15 protein-coding genes and 1 riboswitch are annotated in these 16,137 nt (G+C 72.3%); of the genes, 9 read left to right on the forward strand and 6 right to left on the reverse strand.

Going from position 1 to position 16,137, the window contains the following annotated elements:
- Positions 1-89: 89 nt before the first annotated feature.
- From ACFYZ8_RS31430 to ACFYZ8_RS31450, 5 genes are all read left to right on the forward strand, one after another.
- On the forward strand, positions 90-860 hold the full coding sequence (locus tag ACFYZ8_RS31430; RefSeq protein WP_388541561.1) for an ATP-binding cassette domain-containing protein: 771 nt from the start codon (positions 90-92) through the stop codon (positions 858-860).
- Entirely contained in the window at positions 832-2,916 is a 2,085-nt protein-coding gene (locus ACFYZ8_RS31435) for a YhgE/Pip family protein (RefSeq protein ID WP_388541559.1), read from the forward strand. Before ACFYZ8_RS31430 ends, ACFYZ8_RS31435 begins: the two co-directional genes overlap by 29 nt.
- Positions 2,917-2,963: 47 nt before the next feature.
- Positions 2,964-3,596, forward strand: coding sequence for a TetR/AcrR family transcriptional regulator (locus tag ACFYZ8_RS31440; protein WP_359029434.1), 633 nt, complete (start codon positions 2,964-2,966; stop codon positions 3,594-3,596).
- 420 nt (positions 3,597-4,016) lie between these two features.
- The gene (locus ACFYZ8_RS31445) at positions 4,017-4,631 is read left to right on the forward strand and encodes a DUF4126 domain-containing protein (protein WP_388541556.1); all 615 of its coding nucleotides are present in this window, start codon (positions 4,017-4,019) and stop codon (positions 4,629-4,631) included.
- Positions 4,632-4,800: 169 nt separating this feature from the next.
- Positions 4,801-6,303 (forward strand): NAD(P)/FAD-dependent oxidoreductase, encoded by a 1,503-nt coding sequence (locus tag ACFYZ8_RS31450; RefSeq protein WP_359029432.1) that lies wholly within the window; start codon positions 4,801-4,803, stop codon positions 6,301-6,303.
- 32 nt (positions 6,304-6,335) lie between these two features.
- Here the strand turns inward: ACFYZ8_RS31450 and ACFYZ8_RS31455 are convergent, their stop codons facing one another.
- The 6 genes from ACFYZ8_RS31455 to ACFYZ8_RS31480 form a co-directional block, all read right to left on the reverse strand.
- Positions 6,336-7,322, reverse strand: a complete 987-nt coding sequence (locus ACFYZ8_RS31455) for a hypothetical protein (RefSeq protein WP_388541553.1) — start codon at positions 7,320-7,322, stop codon at positions 6,336-6,338.
- A 56-nt stretch (positions 7,323-7,378) separates the two neighbouring features.
- On the reverse strand, positions 7,379-8,302 hold the full coding sequence (gene metF, locus ACFYZ8_RS31460; protein WP_359029430.1) for a methylenetetrahydrofolate reductase [NAD(P)H]: 924 nt from the start codon (positions 8,300-8,302) through the stop codon (positions 7,379-7,381).
- A 124-nt stretch (positions 8,303-8,426) separates the two neighbouring features.
- Positions 8,427-9,077: a thiamine phosphate synthase gene (gene thiE, locus ACFYZ8_RS31465; protein ID WP_388541550.1), complete on the reverse strand. Its 651-nt coding sequence runs from the start codon at positions 9,075-9,077 to the stop codon at positions 8,427-8,429.
- Positions 9,078-9,171: 94 nt separating this feature from the next.
- Positions 9,172-9,543 carry an Rv2175c family DNA-binding protein gene (locus ACFYZ8_RS31470; protein WP_329340128.1) on the reverse strand — a complete coding sequence of 124 codons (372 nt, stop codon included), beginning with the start codon at positions 9,541-9,543 and terminating at the stop codon, positions 9,172-9,174.
- A 500-nt stretch (positions 9,544-10,043) separates the two neighbouring features.
- Entirely contained in the window at positions 10,044-11,264 is a 1,221-nt protein-coding gene (locus ACFYZ8_RS31475; protein ID WP_388541547.1) for an NAD(P)/FAD-dependent oxidoreductase, read from the reverse strand.
- A 32-nt stretch (positions 11,265-11,296) separates the two neighbouring features.
- A complete protein-coding gene (locus ACFYZ8_RS31480; protein WP_359029427.1) occupies positions 11,297-11,668 on the reverse strand; it encodes a hypothetical protein in 372 nt (123 codons plus the stop codon).
- A 52-nt stretch (positions 11,669-11,720) separates the two neighbouring features.
- A riboswitch (TPP riboswitch) is annotated at positions 11,721-11,833 on the forward strand.
- On the opposite strand from ACFYZ8_RS31480, the gene thiO reads away from it, so the two are divergent.
- From thiO to pknB, 4 genes are all read left to right on the forward strand, one after another.
- Positions 11,831-12,988: a glycine oxidase ThiO gene (gene thiO / locus ACFYZ8_RS31485; protein ID WP_388541544.1), complete on the forward strand. Its 1,158-nt coding sequence runs from the start codon at positions 11,831-11,833 to the stop codon at positions 12,986-12,988. Its footprint overlaps the riboswitch before it by 3 nt.
- Positions 12,985-13,185, forward strand: coding sequence for a sulfur carrier protein ThiS (gene thiS, locus ACFYZ8_RS31490; protein ID WP_059197554.1), 201 nt, complete (start codon positions 12,985-12,987; stop codon positions 13,183-13,185). The genes thiO and thiS overlap by 4 nt, the downstream gene beginning before the upstream one ends.
- 4 nt (positions 13,186-13,189) lie before the next feature.
- Entirely contained in the window at positions 13,190-13,984 is a 795-nt protein-coding gene (locus ACFYZ8_RS31495) for a thiazole synthase (protein ID WP_359029425.1), read from the forward strand.
- A gap of 118 nt (positions 13,985-14,102) precedes the next feature.
- Entirely contained in the window at positions 14,103-16,040 is a 1,938-nt protein-coding gene (pknB, locus tag ACFYZ8_RS31500) for a Stk1 family PASTA domain-containing Ser/Thr kinase (protein ID WP_388541540.1), read from the forward strand.
- Positions 16,041-16,137 lie beyond the last annotated feature (97 nt).

Raw genomic sequence — 16,137 nt, forward strand, 5'->3', positions numbered from 1 at the left:
CCTGGGCTTTTGCTTCGATCGAAGGTTCGGGTTAGTTTTTGCACTGACCAGTCAGTTCAAATAAGTTCGCGATTCAAGAGGATCAGGGGGTGGCCGTGGACGGAGTCGCTGTCTCGGCCGAGGGATTCGGTCTGAAGGGGCCACGCGGCTGGGCGTTCCGCGGGATCGGCCTCGCCGCGGAGCCCGGCCAGCTCATCGCCGTGGAGGGGCCCTCGGGGTCCGGCCGTACCAGCCTGCTACTCGCGCTCACCGGGCGGATGAAGGCCACCGAGGGGACGGCGACGGTGGGCGGGGCACGGCTGCCGAAGCAGCTCGCGGCGGTGCGCCGGTTCAGCGCCCCGGCGAACGTGGCCGGGGTCACCGACCTCGACCCGGCCCTGACCGTCGGGGAGCACCTGCGCGAACGGGCGCTGCTGCAGCGCCGGTTCGGCGACTCGGTGCGCGCCCTGCTGCGGCCGCGCGAGGAGCGCAGGGCCGAGGCGAAGCTGCGGATCGACACCGTGCTGACGGCCGCCGGCCTCGACCTGGAGTCGCTGCCCAAGGGCGCCCGGACCGCCGTACGCGATCTGGAGCGTCTGGAGGCCCTGCGGCTGTCGATCGCGCTGGCCCTGATCGGCCGGCCGCGGCTGCTCGCCGTCGACGACCTGGACCTGAAGCTGTCGGACACCGAACGCGCCGAGGCCTGGGCGCTGCTGAGGTCCCTCGCCGCAGCCGGGACGACGGTCCTGGCGGCGTGCAGCGAGGCCCCGGAGGACGCCGTGACGGTGTCCACGCGACCGGAGCCCGAGGACACCCGGCCCGAGAACCGGAAGGACCGGAAGGAGGAGACCGATGCGCTCACCGAGACTGGCCGCGCTTGAGCTGCGCCGCTTCGGCAGGGGGAAGCTGCCGCGCGCCGCCCTGGTGGCCCTCCTGGTGCTGCCCCTGCTGTACGGCGCCTTGTACCTGTGGTCCTTCTGGGACCCCTACGGCCGCCTGGACCGTATCCCCGTCGCCCTCGTGAACGACGACAAGGGCGCCACCGCCGACGGGAAGAAGCTGACCGCGGGCGACGACCTCACCAAGGGGCTGCGCGAGAGCGACACCTTCGACTGGCACGAGGTCGACGCCGCCGAGGCCCGCAGGGGCGTCGAGAACGGCACCTATTACCTGTCGCTCACCATGCCGGCCGACCTCAGCCGGCGGATCGCCTCCAGTGCGGGGGACTCCCCCGAGACGGGCGCTCTCCAGGTCCGTACGAACGACTCGAACAACTACATCGTCGGGCAGATCTCGCGGACGGTCTTCGCCGAGGTGCGCCAGGCCGCGTCCACCAAGGCCTCGCGGTCCTTCCTGGACCGGATCTTCATCTCCTTCTCCGACATCCACGGCGCCACGGTGAAGGCCGCGAACGGGGCCGACGACCTGGAAGGCGGCATCGGCAAGGCGGAGAAGGGATCCCAGGATCTCGCCGCAGGGCTTCAGCAGGCCGAGGCGGGCAGCGGGAAGCTCTCCGACGGGCTCGCGAAGCTCGACACGGGCTCGGGGGATCTCGCGGACGGCGCGCAACAGGTCGCCGACGGCACCCAGAGCCTCGCCGACAAGGTCAACGGGATCGCGGACAAGGCGGGCCCCTTCCTCAAGGACAACGAGAAGACCATCGGCGACACCGCGCGGCTCGTCGCCGACTCGGCCTCCGCCGTACGCCACAACCTTGACACCCTGGTGCGGACCACCCCCGCGGCCGCCCAGGGAGCACACAAGGCCGCCGACACACTGAACGCCGTCTACAAGGCGCGCTGCACGGACCCGCTCCTGCCGGACGCGGCCTGCGCCGATCTCAAGAAGGCACGGCAGGCCGCCGCCGACGTGGCCAAGGTCGCCGACGACGTCAACGCGCTCGTCGCCGACCAGCACGGCGACCTGAAGAAGCTCGACGGCCAACTCGCCACCCTCCAGCAGCAGGCCCGGGCCCTCGCCGACCGGGCGCCCCACCTGTCCGAGGACCTCGACGACGCCGTAGCGAAGATCAACAAGCTGAACCAGGGCGCGGGCAAGGTCGCAGCAGGAGCCAGGACGCTCCACTCCGGCCTCGGCACCGCGCGGAGCGGCGCCCAGGACCTGGACGAGGGCATCGGCAGGCTCAGGACCGGCGCCGACACCCTGAGCGGCGGCATGTACAAGCTCGCCGACGGCTCCGGGAAACTCTCCGACGGACTGCACGACGGTGCCTCGCAGATCCCCGACTACGACAAGAAGGACCGCGACCGGCGCACCGACGTGATGTCCGACCCGGTCCAGCTCGTCTCCAAGGACCTGCACAAGGCGCCGAACTACGGCACCGGATTCGCCCCGTACTTCATCCCGCTGTCCCTGTGGGTGGGCGCGATGGTGGCGTACATGCTGATCGCGCCGATGAACCGGCGTGCGCTCGCCGCCGGTGCCGCGGCCTGGCGGATCGCGCTGGCGGGGTGGCTGCCCGTGGTGGCGATCGGGGTGCTGCAGGTCGTGGCCCTGATGTCGGTGCTGCACTGGGCGATCGGTCTCCAGATGGCCCGGGCGGCCGGGACGGTGGGCTTCCTGTTCCTGGTGACGGCCTGCTTCGCGGCGATCGTCCAGTGGCTGAACGCACGCTTCGGAGCGGCGGGCCGGATCCTCGTCCTGGCTCTGCTCATGCTCCAGCTGACCTCCGCGGGCGGCACCTACCCCGTGCAGACCAGCCCGGGCTTCTTCAACGCGATCCACCCCTTCCTGCCGATGAGCTACGTCGTCGAGGCCCTCAGGAGGCTCATCACGGGCGGCGGTCTCACTCCGGTGTGGCACGCGTGCGTGGTGCTCCTCGCCTTCACCGCGGGCGCCCTGGCACTGACCGCCGTCTCCGCCCGCCGCCGGCAGGTGTGGACGCTGGACAGACTGCACCCGGAGCTGACCCTGTGAGCCCTTCAGCCCCCTCGAGGGAGGCCTCACCTGGGAGAATCAGGACCATGGAAAGCAGCAGCACGACGGCGGGCGTCAGCACACGCCGCGAGGCCACCCGGCAGAAGCTCTACGAGGCGGCCGTCACGCTCATCGCCGAGCAGGGCTTCTCCGCCACCACGGTCGACGAGATCGCCGAGCGGGCCGGAGTCGCGAAGGGCACGGTCTACTACAACTTCGCGAGCAAGTCCGGCCTCTTCGAGGAGCTGCTGCGGCACGGCGTCGGTCTGCTCACCGCCTCCTTGCGGGAGGCGGCCGAAGCCACGGCCCGCGCGGGCGGCGGCAAGGTGGACGCCCTGGACGCGATGATCCGCGCGGGCCTCGTCTTCATCGACCGCTACCCGGCCTTCACCCAGCTGTACGTGGCCGAGCTGTGGCGCACCAACAGGGCCTGGCAGTCCACGCTCATGGTGGTCCGCCAGCAGGCCGTGGCGGTCGTGGAGGGCGTGCTGCGCGAGGGTGTGGAGAACGGCGAGTTCAGCGACGAGATCGACGTGTCGCTGACCGCCTCCGCCCTGGTCGGCATGGTCCTGGTGGCCGCCCTGGACTGGCAGTCCTTCCAGCCCGAGCGCTCGTTGGACGACGTGCACGCGGCGCTGTCGCGGCTGCTGCAGGGGCGGGTGAGCGGGCGCAGGGGGTGACGCGGGGCCGGTACGGGCCGTCGCCGGCCGGCAGGTGAAAGCGCCGGTCCGGTGTGGCCGCGTCCCCCGCGGGCCACCTCGAACCGGCGCCTTACTTGCTCCCCCGGTTTCCCCGTTTCCCCCCGTTTCCCCCGTCCCCCCGTTGGGCCCCCGTTGGGTCGTTCCCCCGCTTTCCGGGTTCCCCCGTGCCTCGCTCCCGCCGACCTCGGCCGGCGGAAGGAGCGGGTCCGGGGCGGCTCCGTTCCGGCGCCCCGTGTCGCCGGTGCCGGAGCCGTTCCCCTTCGCCGTGGCTCCACTCTCTCGTTCACCCAGGTCGGGGCCCATCCGCGCGCGTACTCATCTCAGCCCCTAGGTACGGATACTCAGTTCTGCGCGCTCATCCCCAGGACGGCCTGTGGCCGACTGGTTACGATCGCGTCCGTGTCCGTACTCCCCTTGGTGTTCACCAGCGGCTGGGCCAGCGGCGTCAACGCGTACGCGGTGGTGCTGCTGCTCGGCGTGTTCGGCGCGACGGGGCTGAGCGACGACGTCCCCGAGACCCTTCAGCGCCCCGAGGTCCTCGTGGCGGCGGGCGTGCTGTTCCTGTGCGAGGCGGTGGCCGACAAGATCCCGTACGTCGACTCGGCGTGGGACTCCGTCCACACGGTGGTCCGTCCCGTCGCCGGTGCCTGGGTCGGTGCGCTGCTCGCCGGTCAGAGCGGGTCGCTCTCCGATGTCGCGGCGGGCCTGATCGGCGGTTCCACGGCCCTGGCCAGCCACACGGTCAAGGCGGGCACCCGCATGGCGGTGAACGCCTCCCCCGAGCCCTTCAGCAACATCGTCCTGAGCCTGGCGGAGGATCTCGGGGTCGCCGGCATCGTCACCTTCGCGATGTTCCATCCGCAGGCGGCCGCGATCATCGCGGGCGTCCTGCTGCTGGCCGGCCTGCTGACGCTCTTCTTCCTGATCTCCCGTATCCGCAGATTCCGCCGCCGCAGGGCTCAGCGCCGGGAGGAGAAACGCCTCGCTGCGCCATTGCACCGACCCCCGGGCTGACGCCTGCGACGGAGGGACCGGCTCGGGGCGTCGTCTTGCGATCCGCGGACGGAACCGGCCCGAGCGCCGTCGGCAGACCACCTGCGGGCCACAGGCGGCACCCCCTGGCCCACCCCGCCGGGGGCGGCCCGCGGACGGAGTGTCAGTCGTGGCCGATAAAGTCGCAGGCATGGCACGGATTGCGGTGATCGGCGCTGGGATGGGCGCGATGGCGGCCGCTGCCCGGCTGGCCGTCGCGGGCCACCGGGTGGCGGTGTACGAGCGGGGGGAGACGTACGGCGGGGCGGTGCGCCGGTTCGAGCGGGACGGGTTCGGGTTCGACACCGGTCCGGGACTGCTCACGCTCCCCGCGGTCTACCGCGATCTGTTCGTCAAGACCGGCAAGGAGCCGCTGGAGTCGGTCGTCGAGCTGGTCCAGGTCGACCCGTCGTCGCGGCATGTGTTCACGGACGGCACCGAGGTGTCCCTGCCGAACGCGTCCCGCGCGGGCGTGGTCGCCGCACTGGACGCGGCGCTCGGTGAGGGCGCGGGCGCACGCTGGGGCGACTTCCTCATCCGGGCCCGCGAGGCCTGGGACCGCACCCGCAGGCCGCTCCTGGAGGAGCCGCTGTGGCCCAACTGGTCGGTGCTGACGCGCGAGCCCTACCCCGCTGTGCCGCACAAGCGGCGGCTGCGCACCCGGCGGGCCTGCACCCTGCACGAGATCGGCGCTTGGGAGCTGCGCGACCCCCGTCTCGCGGCCCTGCTGGACGGCCACGCGCTCGCGTACGGCGTCGACCCCGGCACCGCTCCGGCGAGCGCCGCGATCCTCCCATACATGGAGCACGCCTTCGGGACCTGGTATGTCCGGGGCGGTGTACGGGAGTTGGCGCGGGCGGTGTACGAGCGGTGCGTCCAGCGCAAGGTCGAGTTCCACTTCGGCGCCGAGGTGACGGGCGTCCTGGAGAAGGACGGTCGCGCGGCGGGGGTGGAGTTCGCCGACGGGACCGTCGTCGAGGCGGACACCGTCGTCGGCACCGGGCCCTGGCGGCTGCGCGGACTCGTACCGGGTCGTGCGCTCTACGGCGCGCAGGACGTCCCTCCCGACGCCGAGGACCTGCACCCGGGCCGGGTGGTGGTGTGCCTCGCCCTGCGCGGCGCGCGGCAGCCGGACGCCGTGCACCGCACGGTGGTGTACGGCCCCGCTCCGGGGGACGAGCTGGCCCTGTTCTGGCAGGGGAAGACGCCGGAGCCCACCGTGCGGGTGGACCGGCCGGACGACCCCGCCCTGCGCCCCGACGCGGACCACGAGTCCGTGGTGCTGACGGCGACCGTGCCCTCCGGCCTCGGGCACGACTGGGTCGCACCGGGTGCCGCCGACGCCTTCGCGGACAAGATGGTCGCCGCCGCCGAGCGCGCGATGCCGGGGCTGCGCGAGCGGGTGCTGTGGCGCGAGGTGCGCACGCCCGTGCACACCGAGCGGGAGACAGGGGCGCAGGGCGGTGCCGTTCCCCCGCCGTCACTGGCGGGCGGCGAAGGCACCCTGCACCCGTCCAACAGCACGGCGATACCGGGCCTGTTCACGGCCGGTGGCTGGTCGCACCCCGGCGGCGGCCTCGCCCACGCGGGGATGTCGGGCGCGCTGGTGGCGGGACTGATCGTGGAGGGACCGGAGTTCCGCGGCTCCCAGTGACGGAGCCGCCCGGCGCCGAAAGCGGTACTGCGTCAGAAGCGGTACTGCTCGTCGTACCCCTGGCCGTGGCCCTGGTTCTGCTGCTGCGCCTGGCCGCCGTTGTCCTGGTAGTACTGCTGCTCCTGCGGGAGTTCGCCGCCGTAGGTCTCGTCGGTGCGCTGCTGGGGCACCCACACCCCGCCGGCCGGGGTCTCGCCGCCGTACGTCCCGCCGTACTGGTCGTAGCCCTGCTGGACGAACTGCTGCTGGCCGCCGTAGGAGCCGTCGTACGAGCCCGCGCCGTAGGTCTGGGTGCCGATGTACGGGTCGGAATAGGCGGCGTACTGCTGCTGTCCGGCCTGGTCGTAGCCGTACTGCTGCTGGTCGTAGCCGGTGTAGCCGTCGTAGCCGTAGCTCTGGTCGGCGGCGGCCGTCGCGTACTGGTCCTGGGTCTGGTCCGCGGCCGCGTAGGACTGGTCGCCGGCGTAGGCGGAGTCGTTGTACACGCCGTAGGAGCCGGTGTCGTCGGGCAGCGGCTGGGGCTCGTAGACCGAGGTGGTCTCGGCGGCTGTGGGAGCGGCGGAGCGCGCGGGCGTGAAGACGTCGTCGCGGTCGTAGTCGTCGTCGTGGCCGTAGCCGGCGGTGTCCGGCCGGGCCTGGTCGTACCCGGTCTCGTCGCCGTAGGCCGCCTCACCCGTCTCCCGGTCGGAGACATCGAGGGCGGGTTCGTCACGGCCGCGCTCCCGGCGGCTCTTCTTGCCGCCGGTCAGACCGCCGAGCGCGGCCGGCGGATTGACCGCCCAGCCCTGTTCGAAGCCGCGGCGGAAGGACAGGGTGACGTAGGTCTGGCCGACCGCGAAGGCGATCGCGCCCAGGCCGATGACGATCACCGACGGGATCAGCACGCCGAAAACCACGCCGAGGAAGCCGACGAAGGCGAGCAGCCGCCAGCGCAGTCGCGCCTTGTACTGCAGCAGCACCTCGCCGAGCAGCCACAGCGCGACGAATCCGAACGCGATGTAGAGGACCGTCCAGCCCATGTACGCCCCTCTCCCAGTGACCGCTACGCAGTGTGTCGTATGTCCGTGCGGCCGGTCTAGGCCTGCGGTGGATGGTGCAGACCCAGGTTCTCGTAGATTTCCAGCGATGCCGTGGAGTTGTTGAGCGTGATGAAGTGCAGTCCGGGCACTCCCTCGGACAGCAGCCGTGCGCAGAACTCCGTGGCGAACTCGATCCCGATCGAGCGTACAGCGGCCGGATCGTCCTTTGCTGTGAGGATCCGCTCTTCCAGGGCGGAGGGGATGATCGCGTTGCTGAGCTGCGGAAGCCGCTCCAGCATCCGCACGCTGGTCACGGGCATGATCTCCGGGATCACGGGAGTCGCGCAGCCCGCGGCGTCGACTCGGTCACGCAGCCGCAGATAGGACTCCGGCTGGAAGAACATCTGGGTGATGGCGTAGTCGGCGCCGGCGCGGCACTTGTCGACGAAGTGGGCGACGTCGGTGTCCCAGTCGGCGGAGCGCGGGTGCATCTCCGGGAACGCCGCGACACCTACACAGAAGTCGCCCGACTCCTTGATGAGCCGGACGAGTTCGGCGGCGTAGGTCAGTCCCTGCGGGTGGGCGAGCCAGTCGCCCATGGGGTCGCCGGGCGGGTCGCCGCGCACGGCGAGCATGTTGCGGATCCCGGCGTCGGCGTACTGGCCGATGATGTTGCGCAGTTCCGCGATGGAGTGGTTGACCGCGGTGAGGTGGGCGACCGGGGTGAGGGTGGTGTCCGCGACGATCTGCTGGGTCTCCTTGACGGTGCCCGCGCGGGTGGAGCCGCCGGCGCCGTAGGTGACGGAGACGAAGTCCGGGGCGACCGCCTCGACTCTCCGGAGCGCGCTCCACAGGTTCCGCTCACCCTTGGGGGTCTTCGGCGCCGAGAACTCGAAGGAGTACGTCGTCTTGCCGGCGGCGAGCATGTCGCGCACCGTGCGTGCGCGGTCAGTCCTGGTGGATGCGGTTCCTAGGGCCATACCGGCAGGTTAGCCAGGGGGCAGCGGTCACCCAACCAGATCACGGAAATTTGCCCGCTTTGTCGACTTGTTGTCCACCCCTCGGACACCGGGCCGATCATGCGACCGGCCATCGACGGGCCCCTCACTCTGTGTCACGCAGCCGCTTCGCGAACTCCGCGGCGGCGGCGCCCGGGTCGTCCGCGTCGGTGATCGCCCGGACGACCACGACCCGGCGGGCCCCGGCTTCCAGGACCTCGTCGAGGTTGCCGAGGCCGATGCCGCCGATGGCGAACCAGGGGCGGTCGGTGCCGAGGGCGGCGGTGTACCGGACCAGGTCGAGGCCGGGGGCGTGCCGGCCGGGCTTGGTGGGGGTCGGCCAGCAGGGGCCGGTGCAGAAGTAGTCCACGCCGTCCTGCACCGCGGCCGCGGCGGCCTCCGCCTCGGCGTGGGTGGAGCGGCCGACGAGGATGTCGTCGCCGAGGATCGAGCGGGCGGCCGGGACGGGCAGATCGCCCTGGCCGAGGTGCAGTACGTCGGCACCGGCCGCGTGGGCGACGTCGGCCCGGTCGTTGACCGCGAGGAGTCTGCCGTGCCGCGCGCAGGCCTCGGCGAGGACCTGGAGGTGCTCCAGCTCCTCGGCCGCCTCCATGCCCTTGTCCCGCAGTTGCACGATGTCGACGCCGCCTGCCAGGACCGCGTCCAGGAACTCGGCGAGGTCGCCCTGGCGCCTGCGGGCGTCCGTGCAGAGGTAGAGACGGGCGTCGGCGAGCTGGGTGCGGGCGGTGTCGGGCATGCGTGTGTCTCCCCCGGGTTCGGTGGCGTACGGGCCGCACTGGTCCGTGGCCGTGGCCCCGGCGGTCACGGCCCGTACGCCGATGCTGTTCGGTTCAGACGGCGAGCGCCTGGGCCCGGCGCTTCACCTCCGTGCCGCGATTCTCGCTCAGGGCCTGCGCGGGGGTGCCGGGCAGGCTGTCATCGGGGGTGAAGAGCCACTCCAGCATCTCTTCGTCGGAGAAACCGTCGTCCCTCAGGAGCGTCAAGGTCCCGGTCAGGCCCTTGACGACCTTCTGCTCGGCTCCGTCGATGAAGGCGGCGGGGACGTGCAGCGCGCGGTTCTCACCACGGCGTACGGCGATGAGCTGGCCCTCCTTGACCAGCTGCCGCACACGCGTCACCTCGACATCGAGCATCTCTGCGATGTCGGGGAGGGTGAGCCAGGCGGGGACGAGAGCATCGATCTTTGCGTCAATCTCGGTCACGGGATTAAGCGTGCCATCCCGCACTGACAGTCGGAAGCCGGGGCGCCTCCGGCGGGGGAACGGGGGGTGTGATCGCCGGGTACGGGCTGCTGCTGGTTCAGGTGAATCAGACGGTTTCGGGGTCTCGGGCCCCGGCGGATTCGGCCCCCGCCGGTGGGTGGTGCTCCGGGACTCGGCGGGCTCTTGTAGGCGGCGGGGGCGGGTGGCTCGGGCTGCCCTCGCCCACGCGAAACCGGCTCCGGGGGCCTCGCCGAGTCCCGGCCACCGAGCACCGACAGACACCGCCCGCCAGGTCGCAGCAGGCAACTCAAGCCCAGCCGCCGCCTGCGTCACAGCCACCTGCAGAAGCCCCACCCAACCCCGGCCACCGAGCACCGAGCACCGAGCACCGACGGACACCGCCCCGAACGCCGCAGTCGGCAGTCGGCAGTGGGCAGCCCGAGCCGCCCACCACCCGTCCCCGCCACCTGTCCCCGCCGAGTCCGGGCCGTCACCCGCCCTTATGCCGTCGCCGCCTTCAGAGGCCTCGCCGGGTCCACCAGCAGCTCCGGGGCCATCGTCGTGCCCGCCTCGATGAGCCGTCGTCCCTGGGCCAGGTCGCGGGGGCGGCCCACCGCGAGGAGGGCCACCAGGCGGTGTTCGCGCAGCCAGCACACCGTCCAGGCGGGTCCCGACGGCTCACCGCGCCACAGGGTCGTGTCGGCGGACGCGTGGTGGCCGGCGTACTGGACGAAGCGGCCGAACTGCTCGGACCAGAAGTACGGGACCGGGTCGTAGACCGTGGGGGTCTCGCCCAGGATGTCGGCGGCCACCGTGCGGGGGCCCTGGAGGGCGTTGTCCCAGTGGTGGACCAGCAGGCGCTCGCCGTACCTGCCCGAGGGGAAGGAGGCGCAGTCGCCGACCGCGTAGACGTCCGGCACGGAGGTGCGCAGCCGCTCGTCGGCGACGACCTCGCGGTGGGCGCCGAGTTCGATGCCGGAGCCGGCGAGCCAGGCCGTGGCGGGCCGGGCGCCGATGCCGACCACGACCGCGCCCGCGGGCACCCGGGAGCCGTCGTCCAGGACGACCGCGCCGGGCTCGACGCGCTGCACGCGCGCGTGTGTGCGCAGCACGGCGCCCGCGTCGGCGTACCAGGAGGTCATCGGCGCGGCCACCTCGGCGGGCAGCGCGCCCGCCAGCGGCCGGTCGGCGGCCTCCACGACCGTCACCGCGCAGCCCGCCTCGCGCGCGGCGGTGGCGAACTCGGCGCCGATCCAGCCCGCGCCGACGACCACGACGTCGTGCTGCCGGGCGAGCACGGGGCGCAGCCGCTCGGCGTCGTCCAGGGTGCGCAGCAGATGCACCCCGGGCACGCCCTCGGTGCCGGGCAGCCGGATCGGTTCGGCGCCGGTGGCGAGGACCAGGATGTCGTACGGGACGGGCCCGGCCTCGGTGTCCAGTTGGTGCGCTTCGGGGCGCACGCCCAGCACCTCGCGGCCGAGCAGCAGTTCGATGCCGAGGGCGTCGAAGTCCACGTCGAAGGCGGAGCCCTCGGCCTTGCCGAGCAGTACGGCCTTGGAGAGCGGCGGACGGTCGTACGGCTGGTGGGGCTCCGCGCCGATGAGCGTGACGGTTCCGGAGAAGCCCTGTTCGCGCAGGGCGACCGCGGTCTGCACCCCGGCCATGCCCGCCCCGACCACGACCACCCGCCGCTGCGCCCGCGCCTGCGTCTGCTCGCTCATTTGATCACCATAGTCAACTGACAATCAGTCAGTCAGGAGTCGTGCGCCGTGACCTGCTGCACAGCCTCGCCGACCTGTTCCACCACGCTCGTCCCGCTGCCTGTCTGCGACTCCCACTCCCACGTCTCCTCCAGCCGCACCCGGCCGTCGGCGAGCTCCACGACGGTCGAGACGCAGTGCCCGGAGGAGGTCGTCCCGTCGTGCTTGAGCTGGACGTACCGGAAGTCGAGGCGGTCCCCCGCGCGCGTGCCGACGAGGTGCCCGCGCACGACGTCACCGCCCGCGTACTCGGCCCAGATCTGCCCGTCCTTCTCGTGGTAGGTGAACCGGGTCCGTGTACCCACCTGACCGGGGGACTGATCGGCCACCGGGGCGAGGACGAGGCCGTCGAGCGAGCGGGGCATGGGGCGAGGCTCCCTTACAGAGGCGTGGAACGAACGGCTAGGGTGGCCAACGTAGAGCACTCGCGGGAGCCCGGACGCACCGGGCTGAGAGGGAGGCTGGGCGGCCTCCGACCGTACGAACCTGATCCGGGTCATGCCGGCGAAGGGAGGGGCTGGACGCCCATGTCCTCACGTACGTCTGACGTCCTCGTCATCGGGGGCGGCATCATCGGCCTGGTCACGGCCTGGCGGGCCGCGCAGCGCGGTCTCACCGCGACCGTCGTGGACCCCGAACCGGGCGGCGGGGCCGCCCAGGTGGCCGCCGGGATGCTGGCCGCGGTCACCGAACTGCACTACGGCGAGCAGACCCTGCTGGGCCTGAACCTCGCCTCGGCCCACCGCTATCCCGACTTCGCGGCCGAACTCACCGAGCTGACCGGGCACGACCTCGGCTACCGCCGGTGCGGCACGCTCGCCGTCGCCCTGGACGCCGACGACCGCGCCCATCTGCGTGAACTGCACGCGCTCCAGCGGCAGTCGGGGCTGGAGTCGGAGTGGCTGTCCGGCCGGGAGTGCCGGCGCCTGGAACCGATGCTGGCACCCGGGGTACGAGGCGGACTGCGGGTGGACGGGGACCACCAGATCGATCCGCGCCGGCTCACGCGCGCGTTGCTGGCCGCCTGTGAGCGGGCGGGCGTGGTGTTCCACCGCGCATGGGCCCAGCGTCTGCTCGTCGTACGGGAGCGGGCCGCCGGGGTCGCCACCACGGACGGCGAGGAACTGGGGGCGGACCAGGTGGTGCTCGCCGCCGGAAGCCTCAGCGGCCGCCTGGAAGGGGTCCCACAGGCCCTCCTGCCTCCCGTACGGCCCGTGAAGGGCCAGGTGCTGCGCCTGACCGTGCCGCCGCGCCACGCGCCCTTCCTGAGCCGTACCGTGCGGGCCGTCGTGCGCGGCAGCCAGGTCTACCTGGTCCCGCGCGAGAGCGGCGAGCTGGTGATCGGCGCGACCAGCGAGGAGCTGGGCTGGGACACGACGGTGACCGCGGGCGGGGTGTACGAACTGCTGCGGGACGCGCACGAACTGGTCCCCGGCATCACCGAGCTGCCGCTGACGGAGACCCGCGCGGGACTGCGCCCGGGCTCCCCGGACAACGCCCCGCTGCTCGGCCCCACCGACCTTCCCGGTCTGCTGCTGGCCACCGGCCACTACCGCAACGGCGTGCTGCTGACGCCGGTCACCGGGGACGCGTTGGCGCACGCGCTGACGACCGGTGAACTGCCGGAGGTGGCCCGCCCGTTCACCCCGAGGCGGTTCCTGGAGTCCGTGGAGCAGCCGGCATGAACATCTCCGTCAACGGGGAGCCGCGCCAGTTCGCGCCCGGCACGGCTCTCGACACCGTCGTACGGGCCCTGACGCCGGCGCCCTCCGGAGTGGCCGCCGCACTCAACGAGACCGTCGTCCCGCGCGCGCAGTGGCCTTCGACGCCCCTGGCCGAGGGAGACCGCGTGGAAGTCCTCACCGCCGTCCAAGGAGGCTGACCCCATGGCCGACGATCCCTTTGTCATCGCCGGTACGTCCTTCTCGTCCCGGCTGATCATGGGCACGGGCGGGGCGCCCAGCCTGGAGGTGCTGGAGCGGGCGCTGGTCGCCTCCGGCACCGAGCTGACGACGGTCGCGATGCGGCGCGTGAACCCCTCGGTGCACGGCTCGGTGCTGTCCGTGCTGGAGAAGCTCGGCATCCGGGTCCTCCCTAACACTGCGGGCTGCTACACGGCGGGAGAGGCCGTCCTGACGGCCCGCCTCGCGCGCGAGGCGCTCGGCACCGACCTGGTCAAGCTGGAGGTCATCGCCGACGAGCGCACCCTGCTGCCGGACCCGGTCGAGCTGCTGGACGCGGCGGAGACCCTGGTGGACGACGGCTTCACGGTGCTGCCGTACACCAACGACGACCCCGTGCTGGCCCGCAGGCTGGAGGACGTGGGCTGCGCGGCGATCATGCCGCTGGGCTCCCCGATCGGATCCGGGCTCGGCATCCGCAACCCGCACAACTTCCAGCTGATCGTCGAGCACGCGCGCGTACCGGTGATCCTGGACGCGGGGGCGGGCACGGCGTCCGACGCGGCGCTGGCGATGGAGCTGGGGTGCGCGGGTGTGATGCTCGCCTCGGCGGTGACGCGGGCCCAGGAACCGGAACTGATGGCGCACGCGATGCGGCACGCGGTGGAGGCGGGGCGGCTGGCGTACCGGGCGGGGCGCATCCCCCGGCGGCATTTCGCCGAGGCGTCGTCCCCCGTGGAGGGCAGGGCCGTACTGGATCCGGAACGCCCGGCATTCTGAACACGCGTTCGACTTTGGACACGGGCAGGTGCGACCTCCGTCACAGGTCAGCTGCAGTACAGCCGCCAAATCCGCCGAACCGGAGGGACTGTCGGCGGCGGCTCGTACACTCGCCTGCGTGGATACGACCCTTCAGGACCCGCTGGTCGGGCAGGTGCTCGACGGCCGCTATCGCGTGGACGCGCGCATCGCGGTCGGCGGGATGGCCACGGTCTACCGGGCCCTGGACACCCGTCTGGACCGCGTGCTCGCGCTCAAGGTGATGCACCCCGCGCTGGCGGCGGACGGGACCTTCGTCGAGCGGTTCATCCGGGAGGCCAAGTCCGTCGCCCGGCTCGCCCACCCCAACGTCGTGCAGGTCTTCGACCAGGGCACCGACGGGTCGTACGTCTACCTCGCCATGGAGTACGTCGCCGGCTGCACCCTGCGCGACGTGCTGCGCGAGCGCGGGGCGCTGCAGCCGCGCGCCGCCCTGGACATCCTGGAGCCGGTCCTCGCCGCGCTCGGCGCCGCGCACCGCGCCGGTTTCGTGCACCGGGACATGAAGCCGGAGAACGTCCTGATAGGGGACGACGGCCGGGTCAAGGTCGCCGACTTCGGGCTCGTGCGGTCCGTGAACAACGTGACCAGCACCACCGGAGCCGTCCTCGGCACGGTCTCCTACCTCTCGCCCGAGCAGATGGACCAGCCCGGCGCCGCGGACGCCCGCGTCGACGTGTACGCGTGCGGTGTCGTCCTGTACGAGATGCTGACCGGCAGCCAGCCGCACGAGGGCGACTCCCCCGCGATCGTCCTCTACAAGCACCTCCACGAGGACGTCCCGCCACCGTCGGCCGTGGTCCCGGGGCTGGCGTACGCACTGGACGAGCTGGTCGCCTCGGCCACCGCCCGGACCCCGGACCTGCGTCCGTACGACGCCGTGGCGCTGCTCGCGCAGACCCGCGAGGCGCGTGCCGGGCTGACCGCCGACCAACTCGACGCGGTGCCGCCGCAGGCGCTCCCCGCGGAGTACGCGGGCGCCGAGAACCGTACGAGCGTGATCCCGCGCACCCTGACGGTGCCGCGCCCGCTGCCGGTCAACGAGGACGAGCCCGAGCGGGGATACCACCACACCAGCGTCCTGGAGAGCCCTCCGCCCCCACCGCCCCGGCGTGGCCGCTCCTCCGGCGACCCCCGGCGCGGCCCGCTCCTGATCGTCGCCGCGGTCCTGCTGGCCCTCGGGCTCGGGGCGGGCGTCTGGTACATCAACTCCGGCCAGTTCACCCAGGTCCCGGCCCTCCTGGCGAAGACCGAGACACAGGCGCGAGACCGGCTGGACGAGGCCGGTCTGGAGACCGGCAAGGTCACGTACGCCTACAGCGACACCGTGAAGCGCGGCACCGTCATCAGCACGGACCCGGAGGTCGGCGCCCGCATACGGAACCACGACTCGGTGTCGATCACCCTGTCCAAGGGCCCCCAGACGGTGAAGGTGCCCGACGTGGACGGGTGGTCGCTGGCCAAGGCGAGAGCGCGGCTGAAGACGGACGGGCTGGAGCCGGGCATGGTGACCCGGGAGTTCAGCGACGACGTCCCCAAGGGGTTCGTGATCAGCACCGATCCCGAGAGCGGCGCCACCCTGCACACCGGCTCGGCCGTCGCGCTCACCGTCAGCAAGGGCGCCCCGGTCGACGTCCCGGACGTCACCGGAGAGGACCTGGCCGACGCCAGGGCCGATCTGGCCGAGGCCGGCCTGAAGGTCAAGGTCGCCGTCACCCGGGTCAACTCCGAGTACGACGCGGGCCAGGTCGCCAAGCAGACCCCGGCCCCCGACACCCAGGCGGCCGACGGCGACATCGTCACGCTGACGATCTCCAAGGGCCCCGAGATGATCGAGGTCCCGGACGTCACGGGCGACAGCGTCGACGACGCCAAGTCCGAACTGGAGGGCGCGGGCTTCCAGGTCGAGGAGGACCGGGGCCTGCTCGGCCTGTTCGGCGACACGGTCAAGAAGCAGTCGGTGGAGGGCGGGGACACGGCCCCCAAGGGCTCGACGATCACCATCACGATCCGCTAATGCGCGTGGCGGGGGGCCGGTTCCGGTTGTCGGGCGAGTGCGGGTGCGTGGGGGCTGGTCGCGCAGTTCCCCGCGCCCCTGAGGAGTTGCGGTCACC

This window comes from Streptomyces sp. NPDC001668 (assembly GCF_042893155.1).
Classification (GTDB): Bacteria; Actinomycetota; Actinomycetes; order Streptomycetales; family Streptomycetaceae; genus Streptomyces.

Coding starts and splice junctions, on each gene's coding strand:
- ACFYZ8_RS31450 (WP_359029432.1), top strand. CDS start 4,801: ATGGCACGGATTGCGGTGATCGGCGCTGGGATGGGCGCGATGGCGGCC.
- metF (WP_359029430.1), bottom strand. CDS start 8,302: ATGGCCCTAGGAACCGCATCCACCAGGACTGACCGCGCACGCACGGTG.
- ACFYZ8_RS31475 (WP_388541547.1), bottom strand. CDS start 11,264: ATGAGCGAGCAGACGCAGGCGCGGGCGCAGCGGCGGGTGGTCGTGGTC.
- thiS (WP_059197554.1), top strand. CDS start 12,985: ATGAACATCTCCGTCAACGGGGAGCCGCGCCAGTTCGCGCCCGGCACG.
- thiO (WP_388541544.1), top strand. CDS start 11,831: ATGTCCTCACGTACGTCTGACGTCCTCGTCATCGGGGGCGGCATCATC.
- ACFYZ8_RS31440 (WP_359029434.1), top strand. CDS start 2,964: ATGGAAAGCAGCAGCACGACGGCGGGCGTCAGCACACGCCGCGAGGCC.
- ACFYZ8_RS31435 (WP_388541559.1), top strand. CDS start 832: ATGCGCTCACCGAGACTGGCCGCGCTTGAGCTGCGCCGCTTCGGCAGG.
- ACFYZ8_RS31455 (WP_388541553.1), bottom strand. CDS start 7,322: ATGGGCTGGACGGTCCTCTACATCGCGTTCGGATTCGTCGCGCTGTGG.
- thiE (WP_388541550.1), bottom strand. CDS start 9,077: ATGCCCGACACCGCCCGCACCCAGCTCGCCGACGCCCGTCTCTACCTC.
- ACFYZ8_RS31495 (WP_359029425.1), top strand. CDS start 13,190: ATGGCCGACGATCCCTTTGTCATCGCCGGTACGTCCTTCTCGTCCCGG.
- ACFYZ8_RS31480 (WP_359029427.1), bottom strand. CDS start 11,668: ATGCCCCGCTCGCTCGACGGCCTCGTCCTCGCCCCGGTGGCCGATCAG.